We start from the raw sequence: 20,999 nt of genomic DNA, 5'->3' as shown, positions 1-20,999 counted from the left end.
GTTTTCCTGAAGTGGATCATGGCGAACGTTCAGAACAGCAGAAACGCGATCGAAGAGGCGGACAGCAGGGCCAGTGTTCGTTGGAGTGCCCTGCCGCGCAGGACTTGCGACATCACGAGGCCGAATACGGCCCAGATCGAGTTGCACGGGAAGAAAATGATCCCGAGCGTGAGCGACAGGAGCGTTGCGTCGACGTACAGGTTGCTGGTCAAGGGCAGGAACGTTGACGTCGCGCTGGCGCCGAGCAGCCAGATTTTCGGATTCAGAATCTGGAGCAGCGCGGCCTCACCGAACGTGATGGGATGCTCGATCGAGAGATTCCCGGCATGCGTCGGCTGCGACGTGTACAGCTTGTAGGCCAGGTACAGGATGTACGCGGTGCCCACCACCTTCAGCGCCGGGTGCAGCAACGGGTATCGGCTCAGCACGCTGGACAGCCCGAGCGCGATGACCATGAACAGGACGAATACGCCAACCGAAATGCCGGTCAACGACGGCAGCGTGCGTCGATACCCGAACTGCGCGCAGTTGGCGGTCGTCATCAGGTTGTTCGGCCCCGGAGAGATGATCAGCGGGATCGAGAACAGTCCGATCTGGAGCAACTTGGCGACAAGCGCGGCGTCGACGTTCATCTAGCCTCTCACCTTGTCGCGATTCGCGCCTGCCGCTGTGCGCCGTCGGCGAATTGCGCCGAGGTGATGGGCAAGCTCGACGAGCGGGCCGCGGTCGCGCATGCGGTAGGTCGAGCCGACGTCCGGTTGCGGTTCGCTGTGCCACGTCGCGAGATCGGCGTTCTGCTTCAAGCGGGCGACGAGACTGTCCACTGCGGCTCGTTCGGCGCGCGAATAGAGCGTTTCCGAATTGTCGCCGTCGGAGAACCGGACTGGATGACGGCTGATGATGGCGCCCGTATCGAGGCCGGCGGACACGCGATGAATCGTCGTGCTCAGCTTGTCGAATTCGCCGTGATGCAGTGCGAAGAAGAAGCAGTGATTGCCCCGGTAGTACGGCAGGTGACCGCCGTGGATGTTGATGATGCGCCCGGGCGGTACGAGCGACAGCAACGCCTCGCCGATCTTCTTGGTGCCCATCACGATATAGACGTCGGACATGTCCTCGCGCAGTGCGTCGAGCACGCTCGTGTCGTTGATCCACGACGTTTCCAGATATCGAACACCGGCGTGACGTCGAAGTGCGTCCCAGGTTCGCAGTTCGTCGTCGCGAAGAAAATAGCGGCGGCGGTACGCGTCGTATCCTGATAGTCTGCGTCGCCATTCGTGATAGCGAGTCCACAGATACGCACGATAGTTGCCGTTGCGAAACAGGCGAGATGCCTGTTCGCGCCCGGGCTCGACGATGACGCGAACGCGTCCGAACGCGGTAACAAGCTCCGCGGCGAGATAGAGATGATGCGGACCGTCCGAACAGAGCAACGTGACGTTGGTCATGCGAGCACACTCATGAAGCGGCGATCGAGCGCCTGTTGTGTCGCAGCGGTGCGGGACTCGCAGGATCGCTGGCGCCGGCGCTGATCCAGCAGGCGCGTGGCGAGTACTGCTACCGCCGCGTGCGTGTTCCGCGTCGATGGCCCACCGCCGCCGTCGAGCGCGTCGAACACGTTTGCACTTTCCAGCCGGGCATGAACGCGGTCGAGCATCGCTGCCGCCGTGGCGTCGAGCGAATCCGACGTGGCGCCGGGCACGCCGGACAGTGCGCGTCCGACCGCCGCATGGGCATCCCTGAATGATGCCGCGCGTTGCTGCACGAGCGATTCCGCGACGAGCGTCGCGCCTGCATTCCCGATTTCGATCGCGCGGCGTGCGGCGTCGGCGTCGAATCGGATCTCGTTCATCGCATAGACGAGCACCCTCAGCATGTCGATGACGAGTCCGCTCATCTCGGCGACCGTTTCGACCGCGGTGCGGCTGGCCTGATACGAGTTGCCGGTCGGCAGATGCGATAGCGACGACAGTGCCGCGGCGCAATGTCCGACGATGCGGTCGTGACCGAGACGCAACCATTCGAGCAAGTACGGGTTGCGTTTCTGCGGCATGTTGGACGAGCCGCCGTACATGCCGTCCGGCAATGTGACGAGCCCGATTTCGCGCATCGACCAGAGCTGCAGGTCGGTCGCGATACGGTTCAGATTGCCGCTCAGCTCCGCCAGCAGGCACACGCAGCGCAGTGCCGGATTCTTGTCGGTGATCGCGCTCAGCGAATTGAGCGGGCCTGCCGAGAAACCCAGCAGGGTCGCCGTGCATTGCGGGTCGGTGGCGAACGTCGTGCCCGCGCCGGCGCATGCGCCGAGCGGGGAAACCGTGAGGCCGTCGCGCAGCGAAGAGAGCGCGTCAAGCGTGCCGAGCAGTATTTCGCACTGCGCGACGAGGTAATGCCCGGCCGATCCGGGCATCGCGGTCTGGTACTGGCTATAGATCGGCAGCAGGATGTCGGCCGAATCGGCGGCGCGTCGCATGAGCGCCGTGCCGAGATCGACGGCCTGGCCCGTGACGTGCGATAGCGCCTGGCGAATGGTCAGCAGAAGGTGCGTGCCGTTGATGTCGTTGCGTGAGCGCGCCGCCTGAATCATGCCTCCGGTGTCCCGTCCGCAGCGGCTGATCACATACTGTTCGTAATCGAAGTAGTCGCCGCGTCCGGAAACGTGTTCGAGCAACAGCGCCGGATTCGCTTCGAGTGCCATGACCGCATCGCGCAGCGAGTCGAACTGCTCGGCGTTCAGGATCGATCGTTCCCGCAACATGATCAGATGGGCTTTTTCGATCGCGAGAAGATGGGTCTTGAGCTTGCCGAAGCACGCGGGCGTACGTTCGTAGACGATGTCGTGAATCGTGTCGCGGTTCGGCACCGCCCGATCCGGTTCGTCGTAAAGCACGCGTGAACGCCTCCGGAGCGACAGCGCCTGCCGGAGCACCGAAGCAGCGCTTCGGCCGAACGAAATGACGTAACCGGCGCGATCGGAGAAGTCGAACTTGCCGGCGTTGACGCCTGCTTCGCGAAACAGGCCGGCGTCGGCGCAGTCGTCCGGAAAATCGATGCCGACATAGCGGCGCCCGACTTCCGGCACGACGAACGCGACCGCGCTATGCAACGCGGGCGTCGGCACGACGAACTGGCTGCGGCGCGCAAGATGGCTGCGCACGTATAGATCCGCGATCGACCATCCGTATGCACGCTCCATCAAGCGGGGAATCATCCCGCCGGCAAGGCGCGCGTTGATTTCGATGACGGTGATCGTGCCGTCGTGAACTTTCAGTTCCGTGTGCGCGGGACCGAATGCATAGCCGACCGCATCGAGTGCGCGACGTACCGTATCGACGATGCGGGCATGGGTGGCTGCATCGAGGTCCGCCGGCAGGACGTGCGCGAGTTCGAGAAAATGCGGCGGCTTGGTCACGAACTTGCGCGTGACCGCAAGCACATGATGGCCGTCGGCATCGCTGAACGATTCGACCGAGAACTCCGTTCCCGGAATGAAGCGCTGGCAGATGAGCGCGCCATCGGACGCATCCGGAAAATCCGGCTCGTGTTCGACGAGGCGCACGCCGATGCTGCCCGTGCCTTGCCTCGGCTTCACGATGACCGGATAGGTCAGATTGTGCGCCGCCTCCGCGGAATCGATCGCAGCGGTATACGGGTACGGGACGCCGTGGTCGCGCAACACGTCCTGCAGTCGCAGCTTGTCTCGACACAGCGCGACCGTGGCGCCCGGATTGCCGGGCAAGCCGAGCCGCTCGGACAATCGTGCCGCATTCTCGATGAATGCATCGCTCGTCGATACGACGTAACGCACGTTGGCGATTTCACCGACGACACGCTCGAGTGCATCGACCGATTGCGTGTCGCAATCGATCACGCGAACGCCGGGCGGCAACCGATCGATAAACGCGTAGCGCGCACGGTCGCGCACGAGGAAGCAGGTTTCATCGTAGTGCAACGACGCGTCGAGCAGCATCTGCCCGAACCCCGTGGTGTTTGATTCGATGTAGATGATCGCCATGATTCACTGAAACCTGTGGATGTCCGAGCGATTCCAGTTCATCCACGCCCATTCCGTCTCCGCATCGTAAGCCGTCGGGTGCCCGATCTCGATCGGACGAAGTCGATCGTATGCGGGACTGTCGGGATGCGCGGTGAAGGTCGAGCCGACGTAGCGGGAACCGTCGTCGGGGCTCAGGAAGACGATCGGCGTATCCGGACATCTGTCGCGCACGGATCGGACGACCGCGTAGGCGGCGCCGGTGGTCGGCCCGCGGAAATGTCCGGTGGACGCATAGAGCTTGCGCGTGAAATGATCGGCAAGCTCCGCGCTGACCCAATGTACTTCGTCGAACAACGCATGCTTCAGGTTTCCGGGCATGATCGTGTTGCCGAGACCGCGCAGTTTGCGCGGGCCGTCGACCTGGCCGAACAGGACGCTGTTGAAGGTGTCGACGCCGACGAGCGTGCAGTCGGCGCCTGCCGCGCGCAGCGACGTCGCCATGCCGCAGCTCGAGCCGCCGGAGCCGACCGGCGCGACGAGAATCAGGCGGGGGCCGATCCGGTCCAGCAGCTCGTGGGCGATGTTGGCGTAAGCGAGCGCGTTGTTCTCGTTGTCGTACTGGCGGCACCAGAACGCCCCTTGCTCGGCATCGAGAATTTCGTGCAGTCGATCGAGTCGCGCCTTCTGGTACCCCTGGCTGCCCTTTTTGTCCGTGACGATTTCCACTCTACCGCCCAGCATTTCGAGCTGGCGCTTGAATGTCGGATCGATCACGGGATCGCCGATCGCCACGAAGGGGTGGTTCAAGCGGTTGCACACGATGGCCATCCCGAGCGCGAAGTTGCCGCTCGATGTTTCCACGACCGTTCCGCCCGGCTGCAGTTCGCCGCGGGCGCGTGCCGTGCTGATGATGTAGTTGGCAGGCACGATTTTCATCGCCTTGAACGACACCATGTGCAGCGAACGCTCGATTGGAAACAGCACTGCGTCCTGCATCGCGTCGAGCGACGATTCGTATTGAAGCATGTACGTTTCCTATACCGTTGTGTATTGAGTGGATTCGATTCGAAGTGCGTGCAGTCGCTTCCGTGCATAAGCGGCCGCGTCGGCCGTATCGGCTGCGTTTGCGTCGTAGAGCAAGCCGACACACGTTCCCGAATGCGTCGCGGCGAGGCCGAGCGCGCCGGTCTCGGCGCGCAGCTTGCGCAGGACAGGGAGGTGCGGGTGAGGGTTGAATGCCTGCGACAGCTCGCAGCTTCGCGTCGCGATCTCGCCGAGCGCGTGCAGATCCGAGGTGCGGATCGCTGTTTTCATGCGCGCCAGCATGCTGCGGTATTCGTCACGCACTTCCGCGGGCGGATCGCGTTTCTTCCGGTTGAATTCGATCGTGTCGCATTCTCCGCCGCGATCCGCGCTGACGATCATGAGAGCAGGCGTCTTGCCAAGCTGCTCGTCGAGTTTTACCTCGCGGTGGTAGAACGAGACGATGCCGTCATACATCACGCCGTCCGTCGGTTCGATGAAACGGAGGATCGATTCGATCGTCTCGGGCGTCGGCGTCCGGCCGTATGCCGACGCGGCGGCACGGATCGACGCGACCATATCCGCCGACGAGCTCGCCAGTCCCTTGCCGACGGCGAACATCGACTTGAAATGCAGCATGCCGCCCGGGGGCAAGTCGTGAAGGCGCAGATAGTCCTGAACCGCGCGACACGCCTTGGTCTTGAACCCGACATCGACCGCGACATGATCCGAATGCGTGATCTCGAATTCGACGATGCTCTTCAGGTTGACCGGCAATGTGACCAGGAAGTGCCGGTCGTCCGGCAGCACGCCTTGCATCAGCTCGCCGAAGGTCCCGTGGCATTCACCTTTGGGAAACGGCGACAGGTGTCCGTCGCTTCGTAGCGCGTCAGCTTGCTCTGAGAGAACGGCCATTTCTCCCCCTCGAAATGAAAAAATTTTGAGTGTCGAGCTGGAAGCATAGCGACGGCAGCTCTCCATCTTCTTTGCAAAAATTGCTCACTAGTATCGAAATATTGCTCCGGAACCGGGGCGCGGGGAGGGTGCCGACGGCTTGGAAAGTAGCCTGGATTCGATCGGCCGGCCCCGCTCGCAACGCGGTGAAAAAGGCCGCCGGATTGTTGTCGCGAAAGGGTTTGCGGCCGCGTGAACGGCGCGGCATTCGGGCTTGCCGATCGGCGTGCCATTGCGTGGCGATGCGTGTCGAGTCGCGCGATCGCGCGATGGCCCGGCACTTTACGTGCGCGGTGGGGCCGGGATAGAGTATTTCCACGACGATGAGGATGTGTCGGGCAGGGAAACGCGGACCAACAGAATTGGAACCGACGTTCCCTCCTGGAGCCTGTTCCGCAGAACACGGCATCACGTGCCGCCGAAAAATCAATCGCGGCTTCTCCGAATTAAATGGAATCGATGGAATTCGAACGCTCGGTTCGAAAGCCGTTCCATTGATTTGTCATCCTTATCAAGTTTGAAAAATCAATCAAGCTATCCGGGAAACGTGAAATGGAAACGATGTTCGCTGGCCGGTTCATGACGTTCGACGGGCGGGACGTGAGCAGGAACATGACGCTGCGCGACGCCGTCGAATGCGTGCGCGATCGGGAAGTCGCCGCGGCACTGCTGGACGTGGTTGCGCCCGCCGACATCGATACGTGGTGGAACGATCGCGGGTTTCCCGATATGCGCGGCCACCAGTACCATCGCGCCCTGAATGCGACGGGCATCACGCTCGGCCAGTTGCAACGTTCAGGATCCGAAGCGCTGGTCAGCAATATTGCCGAGTATTTCGGGCACGCCGGCGTGGCGAATCTTCACATGCGCGAGACGCATTTCATTCAGCTGTTCATCAAGGAGTTGGGTGCGGAAACCCTGCGATTCGGCAACTGGAGTCAGTTCATGCTGGCCACGAAGCGTGAATATCCTCCCTTCGAAGGGGATCCGTTCAGCTTTGCGCCGCATTGCGATTGCATCGACTTCGGGCGCGAGGTGGAGCGTTGGCCATTTCGACTCAATCTCGAGCAGCTGGGTGCGTTCATCACGATCCAGAAGGCCGAGAACGAAGCGGGCTTCGTTCTGTGGAACATCCGCCCGGAATCGCGTCGTCAGCTGGACCAGTGGGCCGAGGAGTATGCGCAGCACAAGACGCTGGGCGTGCTCGAGGGCGTCGATGCGCTGACCGTGCGGCCGAAGAGTGGCCAGCTCTGCGTCTTCAACAGCCGCAATCTGCATGCGGTCGAGCGATGCTCGTCGCTGCGTCGCACGATCGGTACGTTCCTGGTGTATCACGAGGCGGGCTGGAAACTGCTGCACTAGTCAGGCCGACGTGCATCGTGTTCAGCCGATGGTCGTACGAGGCATCCCATTTCATTCGCAAACCCAGCATATGTACGAATCGTTCGTGACGGCGTCTGACGGAGAGCGGCTGCGAGTATTTCGCGGGGATTGGCGCGAAGCGAAACCGTTCTTGACGCTGATACTACCGTTCGGGCTTCGCCTCGATGCGGCCGGAACACTGTGCGCGATGCTGTCGGGCGAATTCAACGTGGTGACCTGGCAAGGTCGCTCGCTGTGCGATCAGCCGCCCGCCGCGCACGAAAGCGGGATGACGCCCGAAGTCCATGTTCAGGACATGTGCTCGGTGCTGGACGCGTTGGGCGTATGCAAGACGGATGTGGTCGGATTCTGTTCGGGTGCCGGCATCGCACTCGTCGCCGCGCGCATCGAAGGGCATCGAATCGATCGTCTCGCGCTGGTTTGCGGAGAGTACATGCTGAGTCCCGCGGTCTGCCCTCAATCGAATTTTCAGCGGGAAGTGGACAGTCTGCTGCCGTTGGCGGCGGAAAGCCTGAACTATGCGGCCGCGTTGTGCGAGAAGCTCACGGCGAGCCGGGTAGGGGTTCCCGCCAAGACCGAGTTCGACGAAGAAGTTCTCGTGCCGTTTTCATCGGCCGCTCGCCTGCATCGTCACGGGCTGAACTACCTGTCGTATCGCGGCACCGACTTCATGGCGCTCGCCGGCGAAGTCCCGCACCGCACGCGCGTGATTTCGACCGATGGCGACGAGCAGGTCTGCCCTGCCAGCTCGCGGGTCATTGCCGCGCTGTTGCGCAATGCCGAGCGACATGTCGTGGTGCCGGGAGACCACTACGAAATTCTGCGCGAAAAGAACGCCGTCAACGATTCGATCATCGAGTTCCTCGGTCGCCGGGAGGCCGTATGACGGCGTGCACCGTGGTTCGCGTCGGGCCGTCTTGCCGCCCGGAGACGAGCGTCTGCCTTGTGTCGACCTGGAGCCGGAGATGAGCATACTCGAGCGATTCGGACAGGTGGTCCGGCTTCATGCGACGCACACGGCGCTTGCCGCGCGAAGCGCGCGTTACACCTACGATCAGCTTGACGCGCTGTCCGATCGGTTGGCGGCCTGTCTCGACGGATTCGACGTGGCCGCCGGTTCGCCGGTTGTGCTGCTTCTGCCGCGCTCGCCCGGTGCGGTGATCGCGATGATCGGGGTGTTGAAGATCGGCGCCTATTACGTTCCGGTCGATCCGGCCGGTCCGACCGCGATAGTGAACGAGCATCTGCGGGAGCTCGGCGCGCGCGTCGTACTGACCTTGCCCGAATACGCCGCGCATCTGCAGCTCGATCCGGATCTCGAAGGCATCGTGCTCGTCGAGGTCGGTCGGGACGGGGTGTTGTGGACCCGGCATGACGTTCTCGACAGGCCTGCATGTTCGCGGGCGGTGGCGCCGGATTCGCCCGCCTACGCAATGTTTACCTCCGGCAGCACGGGCAGGCCGAAGGGCGTGCTCGTGCCGCATCAGGCGATCCGGCGGCTGGTCGTCGAGACGAACTACATCGAGCTGAATGCGCAAGATCGTGTGCTGCAAATGGCGCCGATTACGTTCGATGCGTCGACTTTCGAAATATGGGGCGCGTTGCTCAACGGTGCGACCTTGGTGGTCGAGGAATCGCCGGTGCTGGATCTGAATGCCATGGGCTGTCTCGTACGCGATGAACAGGTCACGGTCATGTGGTTGACGGCTGCACTTTTTCATCTCGTGGTTCGCAACCGCCTCCCGTTGATGGCGGGGCTTCGCGTGCTGCTGGCGGGCGGCGACGTGCTTCAGCCGGAGTCAGTCAGAACCGTGCTTTCCGCGTTCCCGTCGCTCACCGTGATCAATGGGTACGGGCCGACCGAAAACACGACCTTTACCTGCTGTCATGCGATGACGGCGGCTACGCCACCGGGCGCAACGGTACCCATCGGCAAGCCGATCACGGGTACCACCGTACGCGTACTCGACGAGAACGGGCGGCCGGTACGCCGAGGCGAGGCGGGCGTGCTGTATGCGGGCGGGATCGGCCTCGCGCTCGGCTATCTGAACGATCCGGAACGAACCCGTGCCGCTTTCGTCGACGATCCTGACGGTCAGGATCGGAAACTGTATCGGACGGGTGATCTCGTGCGCGAACGTGACGACGGTACCTACGAATTCCTCGGTCGTCTCGACAGGCAGGTGAAGATCCGCGGGTATCGCGTCTCGGTGGAACAGGTGCAGCAGGTGCTCGCGATGGCCGACGGTGTCGAGGACGCGATCGTCGAGGTCGGCCAGGACGAGCTGGGGGAGAAGCGGCTCGTCGCATTCGTACAGTCGCCCGGGGATCCTGCCAAGGTCAGGGCGGCGGTCCGACAGTATCTTCGGCAGCGTCTGGCGGGTTACATGATCCCCGACGTGATTGAAGTGCAAGCGGCGCTGCCGTTGACTGCCAACGGCAAGGTCAACAGGAAGCGTCTGATGAGTTCGCGGGAGACCCGCAACACTGGAGAGGAGCATGAGCGAATCGCTGCAGTTCAAGGAGCCCATTCGGAAACGGCTGGCGGGGTTGTTGAAGGATCGTGAGGTCGGCGACGACGACGATTTTTTTGATCTCGGCGCAAGTTCGCTGTCGATCGTCGAACTGCAAGTCAAGATCGAAGCGGATCTGGGGGTGACCGTACCCACGGCCAAGCTGATGCTGACGCCGACGCTGGCCGGCTGGGCCGAGCTTTATCGCGCGGCGGCCGTTGCTGCGACGGCCGTCGAGAAATAGCACGAAGTGACTCAATCAAGAGGACCGACATGACGCAGTTTTCATTGACTCCGGACGAACTCGCTCAATTCCGCGCACAGGGCTTCTTCGGGCCGTTTCGCGTGTACTCGCCCGAGGAGGCGCGCAAACGCTACAGGGCAATCCGGGCCGAGCTGTTCGACAGGGAATACGCGATCTACGACCTGCCGGCAACCAGCCCCATCGCCAATTACGATCGTCACCTGGACGTGAACCTGCTCAGCGAGCATATCGGCAAGCGTGAGATCGTCGATCGCGTGGCGGGCATGCTGGGCCCGGACCTGCTGTGCTGGCGATCGGAGATGTTTCCGAAGTATCCGGGCGACGAGGGTACGGACTGGCATCAGGCCGACACGTTCGCGCATGCGTCGGGCGAACCTCAGATCGTCTGGCCCGGGGACAGCCGGTTCGGCGGTGCCATCACCGCATGGACGGCATTTACCGACGCGACCGAGGAGAACGGTTGCCTTCGCTTCATCCCCGGCACGCACGAGGAGATGTTCTACGACGAGTCGAAGAAGATGGCCTACGACTCGTCGAAGATCAATAACCAGGAAAAGGACGGGATCAAGCGCGGCTTTTTCGGTTACGACTACCGCACCCTTCAGAAGGATCCGTCGTGGAAGCCGGACGAATCGCAGGCGGTGTCGATCAAGATGCAGGCAGGCGAGTGCGTGATCTTCTGGTCTACGCTGATGCATTCGTCGTTTCCGAATTCGACGACCGACACGACGCGACTTGGATACGCGAGCCGTTACGTTCCGACCGGTGTGAAGGTGTATCCGAATACGGATGTCGTTGAGGAGTACGGCAGTTCCATCTCGCTCGACAAATACGGCGTGGTCCTGGTGTCGGGAGAGGATCACTACGGGCATAACAAGCGTGTCCATAACAATGCGAGAGGGCAGGTGTTCGCCTTCGAGGGTCGCGGCTGACGGCCCGGCACGGGAAATATCCGGAGCGCCGCATCCTGCGGGATGGCAAGGACGGCGGCGTTCCGATCAATGCGACGGAGTGGACATGCAGACAACCAGGGCACTCGTGAAGCGCCTTTTTTCCGAATCGCTCGGTATCGAGCACATCGCTTCCGATGCGGATTTCTTTGTGCTCGGAGGTGGATCGCTGGCAGCGGCGGTGCTGGTGACGAAGGTCGAGCAGGCATGCGGCATCGAAGTATCGCTGCTGGACTTCATGAACCATTCGACGATCGATGGCTTCGCCGGTATCGTCGAACAGCGCCTGAGCAGCGTCGCATGAGCCACGCTACCTGCTCGCCGGCCCTCGCGGACGGAATGCGCGGCGCGGTCGATGCGGACGACGTCGAGATACATTACCTGAAGCGAGGCAGCGGCCCGTTGGTCATATGCTCGCATGGCTTTCCCGACAATGCCTTCACATTCCTGCCGCTGGTCGACGCACTGGCGGAAGCCGGCTTTACCGCGGTCGCTCCGTACCTGCGCGGGTATGCGCCGTCGGGCGCAGCGCCGGTGGATCAGTACCACACCTGCTATATGGCTCGCGACCTGATCGCGCTGATCGACGGGCTTGGCTTCGAGCACGCGATTCTGGTCGGACACGACTGGGGCGCGCAGGCGTCCATCGCGGCCTCGATCCTGTTTCCGGAGCGCGTGACGAAGCTCGTCGCACTGGGTTGGAGTCGTCCCGATGCCGCGCAGCGATTGCACTACGAATACCTGAAGGGAATCTGGCATACGTTCTTCTTCCAGTCGCCGTCGGCCGAGCAGGTACTGGCCCATGACGATTTCGCCTTCATCGAAGCGTGGTGGCGCGATGCTTCCCGAAACTGGGACGTGCCGCGAGACACGATCGAATCGGTGAAGCGCACGTTTCGCCAGCCGGGCGTGCTCGAGGCTGCGCTCGCGCAATATCGTTGCCGCCACGTCCCGTTGCGTGATCCGCAGCGTCATGCGGAGCAGGCACGCATCGTCGCCGGGCCGGTACCGGTGCCGACGCTTCTGATGCATGGCACGCACGATCGGGAAGGGCGCCTCGACGCCTTCGTCGGCGACGGCGTGCCGGGGTATTTCTCGGCGGCGCTGACACGCAAGGTCGTCGAGGGGGCAGGGCATTTCCTTCACCTTGAAAAGGCAGCCGAGGTGAATCGCTCGATCATCGACTTCATTCTGGCGCAATCATGAACCGGATTCATCTGTCGGATATCCACGTGGACGACTTCGCCGAGCAGGACATCGCCCCCTGTCTCGACTACTGGTATCGCTCGCCTTCGACCCTGATGGAGTCGATGAATGTCGATGTCGACAAGCTGCCGAGCGAGCGCCGGATGCGGGAGCTGCTGACGATTCTGGTGCGATGGAACCGCAGCGGTGCCGCACCTGCGCCGATCCTGGCGATCCGGCACATGGGCCGCGCAATCGGCGTACATGAACTGACGCATCTCAGCCCGGGATGCAGCGCCGTCATGCATGCTCATATCTGGCAGTCCCGGTATCGCGGCATCGGCATCGGGTCGGTTTCGTATCCGGCGGCCATGCGCATTTTCTTCGACCGATTCGCGCTGAAATGCATCCGCTTCGAAACGCCGATCGACAATCTCTCGGCGCAAAGCGTCAAGCGCAAGCTCGGGATCGAGCCGCAGGGTGAGGGCACCATCGATATGCCGATGCTTCGGACTCCGGTAAAAACGATCAGCTATCGCGTGCTGCGCAACGAACTGGAAGATATCGAGAAATTCGTCAACCCGATCGCAGGTTGACCGCGAATCACGATCAACGCCCGCTGCCTCCCGGCAGCCATTGCAATCCTATCCGTCACGAGGCACTTCATGTCGTTTGCTCTTTCATCAGGAATCGACCAATTCAAACCACTGGCGGTCGCTGCGTATATTCTCGCGTTGTCGATTACGCCGGGCCCGAACAACGTCATGCTTGCTGCTTCGGGGGCGAACTTCGGATTCGTGCGCACGTTGCCCCATCTGCTGGGCATTACGGTGGGCGCGACCGTTCTGGTGATGCTGAGCGCAACGGGGCTCGGGGTCGTCTTCATCGAGTATCCGGCGGCGAGACTGGCGTTGTTCGTGATTGGCGCGCTCTATCTGGCGTACCTCGCCTACAAGATTGCGAACGCCGGGCGGCCCGCCGCGAAAGAGGCGGAAACGAAGCCGTTTTCGTTCGTTCAGGCCGCCATGTTCCAGTTCGTCAATCCCAAGACCTGGCTCATGGCCGCGAACCTGATCGTTCTGTTCTCGGTCGATGGCCAGGGATTCGTTTCATCCGTGATCGGCATCTGCATCCTGATGATCGTGATCAATTTCCCGGCGGTGTCGGTGTGGGCGGCGCTGGGCGTCGGCATGCAGACCCTGTTGCAGACCGAGCGCGCGCGCGTGATCTACAACCGCACGATGGCGCTGCTGCTGCTGGCGTGCGTGCCGTTGCTGTTCTGGAAATAAGCTCGATCGAGCGCATTCGCCATGCCGGAAATCGTCAAGTCGAGCCGCGGTCTCGTGTCTTTTTCCGCGCACGGTAAACCTGACGCGCGGATTTATTGCCTGCCCTACGCGGGCGGCAGTGCCTCTATTTTTGCCGGTTGGCGGCAGGCGCTGCCGGCGAACCTCGAGGTGTGCGCGATCGAGTTGCCCGGGCGGGGGGGCCGGTTTTCCGAACCTGCGCTGACGCACATGGATGCCGTCGTCGATGAGCTGGTTCGTGTCGTCAGCGACCGCGCGGACATTCCTTTCGCGCTGTTCGGCCACAGCATGGGGGCCGTCATCGCGGTCGAGCTGGCACGTCGGCTCGTCGACTTGGGACGTCGTCCGACCGCACTCGTCGCGTCCGCATGTGCCGCGCCGCACCTGCCGCTGCGCCGCGAGCACGTGCTGCACATCCTTCCGCGCGATGCGTTGATCGACGCGTTGATACGCCTCAACGGGTTGCCGGCCGTCGCGCTCGAGCGCAGAGACTTCATCGACACCTTCATGCCGACCATCCGTGCCGATCTGCAGTGCCGGGAAACGTGGCGCAGTACGCCGCGCGACCTGGGCATACCGATCCACGTGCTCGCCGGGAAGGACGACGAACTGGTGTCGGAAGCGGATGCGCTGGCGTGGCAGGTATTCACGTCGGCGCAATTTTCGATCACGCGCTTCGACGGTGGGCATTTTTTCATTCAATCGGCAATGCAGGCCGTACTGGATCACCTGGCCACGATCGTCCTGCGGACGCTGCAGCCTTGTCACGGCAGCCCGGCTTCGCCCGCACGCGTCACGTGCGCCCTCAATCACGACAGAGGCATGAAGTGACTCATTTTGAAAACTGGCAGATCAGGAAACCCGTGGTTTCGGCTTCCGGCGGCATCGTTGTCAGTCAGCACTACAAGGCATCACGCATCGGGGCAGCGGTGCTGGAGGAGGGCGGTAACGCCATCGACGCGGCGATCGCCGCGAGCTTTGCAATCGGTGTGCTCGAACCCTGGCAAAGCGGCTTGGGCGGCGTGGGGCATATGGTCGTCGCGCCGGCCGACGGAACCGCATTCAACATCGACTTCGCGGCGAAGGCCCCGTTGGCGCTCGAGCCCGACGACTATCGCCTGACCGGAGAATCCGCACGGGGCATGTTCGGGTGGCCCGCGGTCGTCGACGATCGAAATCTCGAAGGCCCGTTTTCAATCGGTGTGCCGGGGCAGGTTGCCGGCATGACGCTGGCCCACCGTGAGTTCGGTTCGCTCCCGTGGCGGCGGCTCGTGGAGCCGGCGGTTCGCTGTGCCCGCGAGGGGCTCGAAGTCGATTGGTATCTGACCTTGAAGGTGGCGTCGGCTGCCCCGGGGCTCGCACGTTATCCGGCGAGCGCGGCATGCTATCTGCCCGGTGGGCACGTGCCCGCGTCGGACTGGTCCGGCGCCGCCCCGCCCATCATGCTCGAGCATCAGGCCGCCACGCTGGAGGCGCTTGCCGAACGGGGCGGCGAGGATTTTTACCGCGGCGCGCTTGCCCGCCGGATCGCTGCCGATTTCGCGGCGGTGGGATCGCGCCTGTGCATCGACGATCTGGCCGCCTATGGCGCGGAGATCAAGCAGATCGAAGCACTGTGCTACCGGGATGCGACCATCCTGACCTCATCGGAACTGACCGCGGGGCCGGCGCTGGCCCGCGCGCTATCGCTGTTCGCACGGCAACCGGCCGGCGACGACATGGCGGTTCCGGACGCGCGATTCTTTTCGCGCATTGCCGACGCGCTGGCGCAGACCTATGCCGAGCGTATCGGCGCCGGGGCGCCCACGGACGACGCACGACGCGGTACGTGCACGACGCATATCAGTGTCGTCGACCGACATGGCAACGCGGTCGCGTTGACACAGACGTTATTGTCGATGTTTGGCTCGAAAGTGACGTTGCCGCAAACCGGCATCGTCACGAACAATGCCGTCATGTGGTTCGATCCCCGGCCGGGGAACGCCAACTCGATCAAGCCCGGTGCGGTGCCGCTGTCGAACATGTGCCCGACGGTGATCCGGCGAGCGAGTGGCGACGTGCTTGCGCTGGGCGCGTCGGGTGGTCGACGGATCATGCCGGCCGTCATGCAGCTCATTGCGTATCTGGTCGATTGCGGCATGTCGGTCGAGGACGCGATTCACTTCCCGCGCCTGGACGTGAGCGGCGACCCGTGGGTCACGGTCGACGAGCGTATCGAAGCATCGGTCGTGAATGCGATCGGCGCGACGCACGAGGTTCGGCGCGCGGCCAACCTGATCGCGCCGAACCTGTTCGGTTGCCCTAACGTCGTACTGCGCCATGCGGAAACCCGACAGCTGACGGGCGGTGCGTTCGTCTCGTCGCCATGGTCGGCGGCAGCGGCGGAGCGCGACACACGTCGGGACCGCCACGATCCAGTTCATGATTGATCACGCCATGCATGCAGAATTCAACTATCTGACCGGTATTTTGAACGCACCCGTCTACGACGTCGCGGTCAAGACGCCGCTCGAATGCCTGTCCCGGCTTTCCGAGCGTTTCGGCAGTCGTGTGTTGCTCAAGCGCGAGGACATGCAGCCGAGTTTCAGCTTCAAGGTGCGGGGTGCCTACACGCTGATGGCACGGCTGTCGAGCGACGCGCTCGCGCGCGGGGTGGTGACCGCTTCGGCCGGCAATCACGCGCAAGGCGTGGCGCTCGCGGCGCACACGCTGGGCTGCAAGGCCAGCGTGTTCATGCCTCACACGACGCCTGCGATCAAGGTGCAGGCCGTGAAGCGCTACGGTGCCGAGGTGGTGCTGTGCGGTGACAATTTCGACGACGCGTGCGATGCCGCGCTGTCCTGCGCGAACGATCGAAAGCGTACTTTCGTGCCACCGTTCGACCATCCTCATGTGATTGCGGGGCAGGGCACCGTCGGGATGGAGATTCTGCAGCAGACGACCCAGCTCGATGCGATTTTCGTGCCGATCGGCGGCGGAGGGCTGGCTGCCGGCATTTGCGCGTACGTCAAGCGCGTGAAGCCGCAGATCAGGATTTTCGGCGTGGAGCCGAACGATGCCGACAGCATGAGTCAGGCGCTCGCCGGCGGCGCGCCGGTGCGGCTCGCACACGTCGGTCGCTTTTGCGACGGTGTGGCGGTACGCCAGGTCGGGGCGCACAGTTTCGCGTTGTGCAAGCAGTATCTGGACGGCATCGTGCTGGTGAACAACGACGAAGTCTGCGCGGCGATCAAGGACGTCTTCGTCGATACCCGCTCGATTCTCGAACCGTCGGGCGCACTGGCGCTCGCCGGATTGAAGGCCTGGCAGCAGCGCGAACAGCTGCAGGGGGCGACGCTGGTTGCGATTGCGTCCGGGGCCAACATGAATTTCGATCAGCTGCGCTATATCGCCGAGCGCTCGACGATCGGTGAACACCGGGAGGTGCGTCTTGCCGTATCGATCGCCGAGCGTCCCGGGAGTTTTCGCGCACTCATCGAGCAGCTCGGCGAGCGTGTCGTGACGGCATTCGACTACCGCCGCACGACCGGACGCGAAGCGCAGGTTTTTGTGGGGGTGCAGACGCCGGGTGCCGAGGACGCGCAAAGCATCATTCACGACCTGGAAACGGCTGGCTACCGGGCCACGGATCTTGGCGGCAGTACGTTGTGGAAGACGTATGGCCATCAGCTCGTCGGCGCGGACGCATGGCATCTCGAGCAGGAAAAGCTCTTTCAGGTGATGTTTCCGGAGCGCCGCGGCGCGTTGCTGGAGTTCCTGCTGACACTCGACGATGCGTGGGATATCAGCCTGTTCCACTATCGTAACGAAGGGTTCGACTACGGGCGGGTGCTGATCGGGATTCGATGCGATCGCGCCGATTCGTCCCGGCTGACCCGTGCGCTGGAAGCGACGAATTTCGAGTTCAGCGAACAGACCGATGCGCGGCCGTATCTGGCATCGCTTCATCATCCGGAATACTGATAAAAAGCGGCTGACACGTCGTTCGAGGCTACGTTGAATACTCACCAATTGATCACGATGTGTTTTTACGCGGTTCTGGTGCTGGTTGTCCCGGGGCCGACCAACACGTTGCTGTTTTCATCGGGCATCAGTGTCGGCCTGGCGCGAACGCTGCCGCTCGTGCTGGCCGAGGCGGCAGGCTATGTCATCGCCATCTCCGTGTGGGGATTTTCGCTACTGACGTTCGCCGCGGCGCATCCTCACGTCCTGACCGTGATCAAGGTCGCATGTTCGTCGTACCTGCTGTTGCTGGCGGTCAACATGTGGACGCAGGGCCGGATGGAAGGGGACAAACGCGCGAAGGCCGTGACGTGGCGGAACCTGTTCGTCGCCACGCTGTTGAATCCGAAGGCCTTTCTGCTGGCCAGCACGGCGTTTCCATTGCAGGCGTTTCATGATGCCGGCAACGGGGTCGTGGCATTCGGTGCGTTTCTGCTGGTGCTCGTGCCCATCGGGACGGGCTGGGCCAGCCTGGGGCGCGTGACGAGCGTCCTGGCATCCGGGCCGCGGCATATTACGACGCTGCTTCGTTCTGCGTCGATGCTGCTGGTGTTGTTTTCCGGAACCCTGCTGTATTCACTCGTCAAATGAGTGTCCGGTGACCGTGCCGCTCGCCATTGAGGGGGCGGCCTTTGCGGGTGCAGATGTCCCGGATACGCTCCCGCAATTCGCGAGCGCTCGCGTCAAGGCTTTCGGCTGATGCACTGCCTCACGTCGGTATCGACGGAGCGCTGCGCCGGCGTTAGCGTGCGCGCAGTCCGCCCCCCGGCTGGATCAGCCAGGCCCTCGGTCGACATCGGGTTGGTGACATCGTCGACCTTGCCATCGAGCGCCGCACCCATTCCAGCATTGACCTCACACCGGAAGCAATTTTCTTTTTGGTGGTGCCGGCACGCGGCAGGACGTCGAGTCCTGTGGCATGTCGCAGTTGGGTAAAACAGTGCACCTGGATCCGGGCCTTTCGTTCGACCCGGTGTGTGCTGGGCAAGGTGAGTCGCGACGAATTGCGGCACCAGGGGCCACGGCATTGCCGGTTGGTGTGTCGCTTGGGTCGACTGTTTTGGAGGGGTGTAGTCGACTGCCATGACAGGATTCGCCGCGATGTGACCGTGTGCCCGCATCCACTGCATGACGGCTGCATGCGTTGACGAGTACGGCAGGTTGTAACAGTCTTCGTCAGCCAGATCGGGCGTAGGGCGTCTGCACAAGTCGCCCGGGCCAATCGCGTCGAGCTTCCGGTTACCGAGCCTGGGAAAGACGTCGCCTTCCAGGCTGCTGATCCAGTGGATTGCATGCTTTTTACTCGTTCACCCGGGCTCACGTTCGTCGTGGACTTGGCGGGCGGCTTGCTCGAACGCAAGGGCCGCCGCAACACTGGCGCCTCTTGATCCCGATTGCGCGGGTCGATGCGGTCTGCGCCGCTCAGTAGTCCGGTCACTTTTCCGTCGAAGCCGGGTTTGTCGGGTGGTTTGAGCGTTTTGGCTTGTTTGTCGGTTAGCATCGGTTTCAGGCCCATCACATCGCCCATCGGAAATCACTGGATAGGGTGGAATTCTGTCAGCGTAAAATGGACAGGTTGATGATGCAAATTATTGATTTGTTTAGAGATAGTTGGAATTCGATAGATGTTCTTGGACAGTAATTTGGCAGAAGTGACCGAATCCGTTTCCTCGCCTCGCTCCCGTTCCAATCGTTCGTCGGCCCGTTCGCGCCCGCGCTCGGCTGCTGCCGCGGGCAGTACGTCCGCGAGGGCGACGGTGCGGTCCGGCAATGCGCCGGCCGGCGACGCGTCGCGAGACGAACGGACGCTCGACCTGTTCGGCGATCCGGTGCTCGAGCCGGGCGAGCGCGTGCCGGCTGCGGCGCGTGACGAAGCGGGCGCGCAAGCCGAGGCGGCAGTCGATGTCGCGGACGATGTGGCGTCCGGGCGGCAGGCTGCGCTGGACGGGTTCAGTGCGCCGGATGGGCTGGCCGCGGCAGGACATGTGGAAGCAGCGGAAGGTGCAGTGACGCCTGAAGTCGCGACGGTAACGCATGCCGTTTCGTCGCCTGAAGGTGGTGGTGACGCAAACGTTGACGTCGTGCCGGCTTCTGGCGCGGCTGCGATGACGGCGGTCGATATTCCCCTGGCTGATGGCGTTGCAACGAAAGCCGGCGACATGCCTGCGGGCGATGGCGCCGCAACGGTGGCGACCAAGCTGCAAGCAACCGATGGTGTTGAGGCGAAGTCGACCGGATCTCAAGCGGCTGATGGTGAAGTCGAGAAGGCTGTTGTTGTTGCTGCTGCCGCCGCCGTTAAATCCCGCGAAGGGCGATCCTCCGGTGACGCCGCGAAGGAACGCCGTGCGTCGTCGGGCGGCAAACGCCGGACGGCTGCCGGTGCAAGCGAAGCGACAACGGAGCAATCCGCGCCGGTCGTGTCGAGCGTTGGCACGGTGCCGGAGGCGGCCGGGGCGAGCCCGGTGACGACGGTCGAGCCGCAGACGTCGGCGCAGCCGGCCAAGCCGGTGATTGCCGCGAACACGGCGAACACCGCCAACACCGCGAAGGCCCATGACGCCGCGCCGCGGACCGACGCCACCGTATCTCCGGTCACCCAGCCGCTGGCTTCCGCTGCCTCCTTTGTCACGAAGCCGTCGGCGGAGCGCACGCAACCGGCCGCGCCGGCCTTCGATCCGGATACGCACCTGCGCCCGCTGACCGACCGACTGGCCGCACTGCAGGCCGATGTGGACGGCTTGACGCGTACGGCCGATCGCGAGATGCGCCGCGTCAATCGCCTGCTGCTGGCGTTGGCCGTCGTCGTGCTGGCCGGACTCGTCGCGCTGGTGATGCAGACGCGGCAGATCGCGCACCTGAAGCAGGACGTCGCCACGAAGCAGCAGCGGATCGATCGCCTTGCGGCCGATCTGTCGACGCAGCAGGCAACGCTGATGACGCTCGAGGAGCATCACGAAGCGCTTCTGTCTCAGGTCGACCGGCTTCAGCGCAACGCGAACCGCGAAGCGGCCGTCGCGAAGCGCGCTCGCCGCACGCGTTAATTGTTTCGACCCTATCCTGGGAGCCAGATGAAGCAAGGATCGTCGTGATGTATCGGCGATCGGCCGTCATGCGCATGCGGCAAACTGATGCTGTGCGCTGGCAGAGTTCAGGGAAAACCCTTAGAATGGAGTCCATCTAAGGGAAAACCCTAGCCACATCTGTCAGGAGTCTCACATGAGCTTCATCCTCGCCCTGCTGCAAAAGATCGACGACCTTTTCGTGTCCCCGCACCTGCCGCTCGACGCCGAATACTCGTACGCTGCGCGTCGTGCCGAGGCCGAGCGCGTGCGCCGTGCGCACCTCGTGCCTATCGTCCTGTACCGTCGCTGATTCGCTGATTCGCTGATTCGCTGATTCGCTGATTCGCTGATTCGCTGA

General features: G+C 63.0%; 20 protein-coding genes. 15 read left to right on the top strand and 5 right to left on the bottom strand.

Translation table 11 applies throughout. The features are described from left to right. Window positions 1-29 precede the first annotated feature (29 nt). The 5 genes from CFB40_RS31160 to CFB40_RS31140 form a co-directional block, all read right to left on the bottom strand. Complete coding sequence (locus tag CFB40_RS31160; RefSeq protein WP_089428855.1) at window positions 30-632, bottom strand: LysE family translocator; 603 nt, start codon at window positions 630-632, stop codon at window positions 30-32. Then, entirely contained in the window at window positions 633-1,448 is an 816-nt protein-coding gene (locus CFB40_RS31155) for a formyl transferase (protein WP_089433467.1), read from the bottom strand. Continuing rightward, a complete protein-coding gene (locus CFB40_RS31150) occupies window positions 1,445-4,015 on the bottom strand; it encodes a lyase family protein (RefSeq protein WP_089433466.1) in 2,571 nt (856 codons plus the stop codon). Before CFB40_RS31150 ends, CFB40_RS31155 begins: the two co-directional genes overlap by 4 nt. 3 nt (window positions 4,016-4,018) lie before the next feature. Continuing rightward, window positions 4,019-4,951 carry a PLP-dependent cysteine synthase family protein gene (locus CFB40_RS31145; RefSeq protein ID WP_242808635.1) on the bottom strand — a complete coding sequence of 311 codons (933 nt, stop codon included), beginning with the start codon at window positions 4,949-4,951 and terminating at the stop codon, window positions 4,019-4,021. Window positions 4,952-5,032: 81 nt separating this feature from the next. Continuing rightward, window positions 5,033-5,839: a GHMP family kinase ATP-binding protein gene (locus CFB40_RS31140; RefSeq protein WP_256976941.1), complete on the bottom strand. Its 807-nt coding sequence runs from the start codon at window positions 5,837-5,839 to the stop codon at window positions 5,033-5,035. Between the two features lie 687 nt (window positions 5,840-6,526). On the opposite strand from CFB40_RS31140, the gene CFB40_RS31135 reads away from it, so the two are divergent. The 15 genes from CFB40_RS31135 to CFB40_RS38850 all read left to right on the top strand — a co-directional run bounded on the left by CFB40_RS31135 (window position 6,527) and on the right by CFB40_RS38850 (window position 20,951). Beyond that, window positions 6,527-7,336 carry a hypothetical protein gene (locus CFB40_RS31135; RefSeq protein ID WP_089428860.1) on the top strand — a complete coding sequence of 270 codons (810 nt, stop codon included), beginning with the start codon at window positions 6,527-6,529 and terminating at the stop codon, window positions 7,334-7,336. A 70-nt stretch (window positions 7,337-7,406) separates the two neighbouring features. Next, the gene (locus CFB40_RS31130) at window positions 7,407-8,243 is read left to right on the top strand and encodes an alpha/beta fold hydrolase (protein WP_089428861.1); all 837 of its coding nucleotides are present in this window, start codon (window positions 7,407-7,409) and stop codon (window positions 8,241-8,243) included. 79 nt (window positions 8,244-8,322) lie between these two features. Beyond that, entirely contained in the window at window positions 8,323-9,924 is a 1,602-nt protein-coding gene (locus tag CFB40_RS31125; protein ID WP_089433465.1) for an amino acid adenylation domain-containing protein, read from the top strand. After that, on the top strand, window positions 9,857-10,114 hold the full coding sequence (locus tag CFB40_RS31120) for an acyl carrier protein (RefSeq protein ID WP_089428863.1): 258 nt from the start codon (window positions 9,857-9,859) through the stop codon (window positions 10,112-10,114). Before CFB40_RS31125 ends, CFB40_RS31120 begins: the two co-directional genes overlap by 68 nt. 29 nt (window positions 10,115-10,143) lie before the next feature. Further along, on the top strand, window positions 10,144-11,067 hold the full coding sequence (locus CFB40_RS31115) for a chlorinating enzyme (RefSeq protein ID WP_089428864.1): 924 nt from the start codon (window positions 10,144-10,146) through the stop codon (window positions 11,065-11,067). A gap of 106 nt (window positions 11,068-11,173) precedes the next feature. Beyond that, window positions 11,174-11,389 carry a phosphopantetheine-binding protein gene (locus tag CFB40_RS31110; RefSeq protein ID WP_242808564.1) on the top strand — a complete coding sequence of 72 codons (216 nt, stop codon included), beginning with the start codon at window positions 11,174-11,176 and terminating at the stop codon, window positions 11,387-11,389. 35 nt (window positions 11,390-11,424) lie between these two features. Further along, a complete protein-coding gene (locus CFB40_RS31105) occupies window positions 11,425-12,291 on the top strand; it encodes an alpha/beta fold hydrolase (RefSeq protein ID WP_256976940.1) in 867 nt (288 codons plus the stop codon). Further along, window positions 12,288-12,866, top strand: coding sequence for a GNAT family N-acetyltransferase (locus CFB40_RS31100; RefSeq protein WP_089433463.1), 579 nt, complete (start codon window positions 12,288-12,290; stop codon window positions 12,864-12,866). The genes CFB40_RS31105 and CFB40_RS31100 overlap by 4 nt, the downstream gene beginning before the upstream one ends. Window positions 12,867-12,935: 69 nt before the next feature. Continuing rightward, window positions 12,936-13,559, top strand: coding sequence for a LysE family translocator (locus CFB40_RS31095; protein ID WP_089428868.1), 624 nt, complete (start codon window positions 12,936-12,938; stop codon window positions 13,557-13,559). 21 nt (window positions 13,560-13,580) lie between these two features. Next, window positions 13,581-14,408 carry a thioesterase II family protein gene (locus CFB40_RS31090; protein ID WP_089433462.1) on the top strand — a complete coding sequence of 276 codons (828 nt, stop codon included), beginning with the start codon at window positions 13,581-13,583 and terminating at the stop codon, window positions 14,406-14,408. Further along, complete coding sequence (locus tag CFB40_RS31085; RefSeq protein WP_089433461.1) at window positions 14,405-16,006, top strand: gamma-glutamyltransferase family protein; 1,602 nt, start codon at window positions 14,405-14,407, stop codon at window positions 16,004-16,006. Before CFB40_RS31090 ends, CFB40_RS31085 begins: the two co-directional genes overlap by 4 nt. A gap of 7 nt (window positions 16,007-16,013) precedes the next feature. Next, a complete protein-coding gene (gene ilvA / locus CFB40_RS31080; RefSeq protein ID WP_089433460.1) occupies window positions 16,014-17,540 on the top strand; it encodes a threonine ammonia-lyase, biosynthetic in 1,527 nt (508 codons plus the stop codon). 57 nt (window positions 17,541-17,597) lie between these two features. Next, the gene (locus CFB40_RS31075; RefSeq protein WP_179255327.1) at window positions 17,598-18,170 is read left to right on the top strand and encodes a LysE family translocator; all 573 of its coding nucleotides are present in this window, start codon (window positions 17,598-17,600) and stop codon (window positions 18,168-18,170) included. A 1,061-nt stretch (window positions 18,171-19,231) separates the two neighbouring features. Continuing rightward, window positions 19,232-20,620, top strand: a complete 1,389-nt coding sequence (locus CFB40_RS31070) for a flagellar hook-length control protein FliK (RefSeq protein ID WP_089433459.1) — start codon at window positions 19,232-19,234, stop codon at window positions 20,618-20,620. A gap of 175 nt (window positions 20,621-20,795) precedes the next feature. Next, window positions 20,796-20,951 (top strand): hypothetical protein, encoded by a 156-nt coding sequence (locus CFB40_RS38850; RefSeq protein ID WP_006481665.1) that lies wholly within the window; start codon window positions 20,796-20,798, stop codon window positions 20,949-20,951. Window positions 20,952-20,999: the final 48 nt, after the last annotated feature.

It is taken from the genome of Burkholderia sp. AU31652 (genome assembly GCF_002223155.1).
Classification (GTDB): Bacteria; Pseudomonadota; Gammaproteobacteria; order Burkholderiales; family Burkholderiaceae; genus Burkholderia.
Note: the sequence above shows the minus strand (reverse complement) of the source record. Positions and strands in the feature narration are given on the sequence as shown.

Excerpts from the sequence above, each read along its gene's own strand:
- CFB40_RS38850 (WP_006481665.1), top strand. The coding sequence starts at position 20,796 with ATGAGCTTCATCCTCGCCCTGCTGCAAAAGATCGACGACCTTTTCGTG.
- CFB40_RS31125 (WP_089433465.1), top strand. The coding sequence starts at position 8,323 with ATGAGCATACTCGAGCGATTCGGACAGGTGGTCCGGCTTCATGCGACG.
- CFB40_RS31140 (WP_256976941.1), bottom strand. The coding sequence starts at position 5,839 with ATGCAAGGCGTGCTGCCGGACGACCGGCACTTCCTGGTCACATTGCCG.
- CFB40_RS31115 (WP_089428864.1), top strand. The coding sequence starts at position 10,144 with ATGACGCAGTTTTCATTGACTCCGGACGAACTCGCTCAATTCCGCGCA.
- CFB40_RS31105 (WP_256976940.1), top strand. The coding sequence starts at position 11,425 with ATGCGCGGCGCGGTCGATGCGGACGACGTCGAGATACATTACCTGAAG.
- CFB40_RS31100 (WP_089433463.1), top strand. The coding sequence starts at position 12,288 with ATGAACCGGATTCATCTGTCGGATATCCACGTGGACGACTTCGCCGAG.
- CFB40_RS31130 (WP_089428861.1), top strand. The coding sequence starts at position 7,407 with ATGTACGAATCGTTCGTGACGGCGTCTGACGGAGAGCGGCTGCGAGTA.
- CFB40_RS31160 (WP_089428855.1), bottom strand. The coding sequence starts at position 632 with ATGAACGTCGACGCCGCGCTTGTCGCCAAGTTGCTCCAGATCGGACTG.
- CFB40_RS31135 (WP_089428860.1), top strand. The coding sequence starts at position 6,527 with ATGGAAACGATGTTCGCTGGCCGGTTCATGACGTTCGACGGGCGGGAC.
- CFB40_RS31075 (WP_179255327.1), top strand. The coding sequence starts at position 17,598 with ATGTGTTTTTACGCGGTTCTGGTGCTGGTTGTCCCGGGGCCGACCAAC.
- CFB40_RS31155 (WP_089433467.1), bottom strand. The coding sequence starts at position 1,448 with ATGACCAACGTCACGTTGCTCTGTTCGGACGGTCCGCATCATCTCTAT.
- CFB40_RS31095 (WP_089428868.1), top strand. The coding sequence starts at position 12,936 with ATGTCGTTTGCTCTTTCATCAGGAATCGACCAATTCAAACCACTGGCG.
- CFB40_RS31150 (WP_089433466.1), bottom strand. The coding sequence starts at position 4,015 with ATGGCGATCATCTACATCGAATCAAACACCACGGGGTTCGGGCAGATG.
- CFB40_RS31120 (WP_089428863.1), top strand. The coding sequence starts at position 9,857 with ATGAGCGAATCGCTGCAGTTCAAGGAGCCCATTCGGAAACGGCTGGCG.
- CFB40_RS31090 (WP_089433462.1), top strand. The coding sequence starts at position 13,581 with ATGCCGGAAATCGTCAAGTCGAGCCGCGGTCTCGTGTCTTTTTCCGCG.
- ilvA (WP_089433460.1), top strand. The coding sequence starts at position 16,014 with ATGCATGCAGAATTCAACTATCTGACCGGTATTTTGAACGCACCCGTC.
- CFB40_RS31145 (WP_242808635.1), bottom strand. The coding sequence starts at position 4,951 with ATGGTGTCGTTCAAGGCGATGAAAATCGTGCCTGCCAACTACATCATC.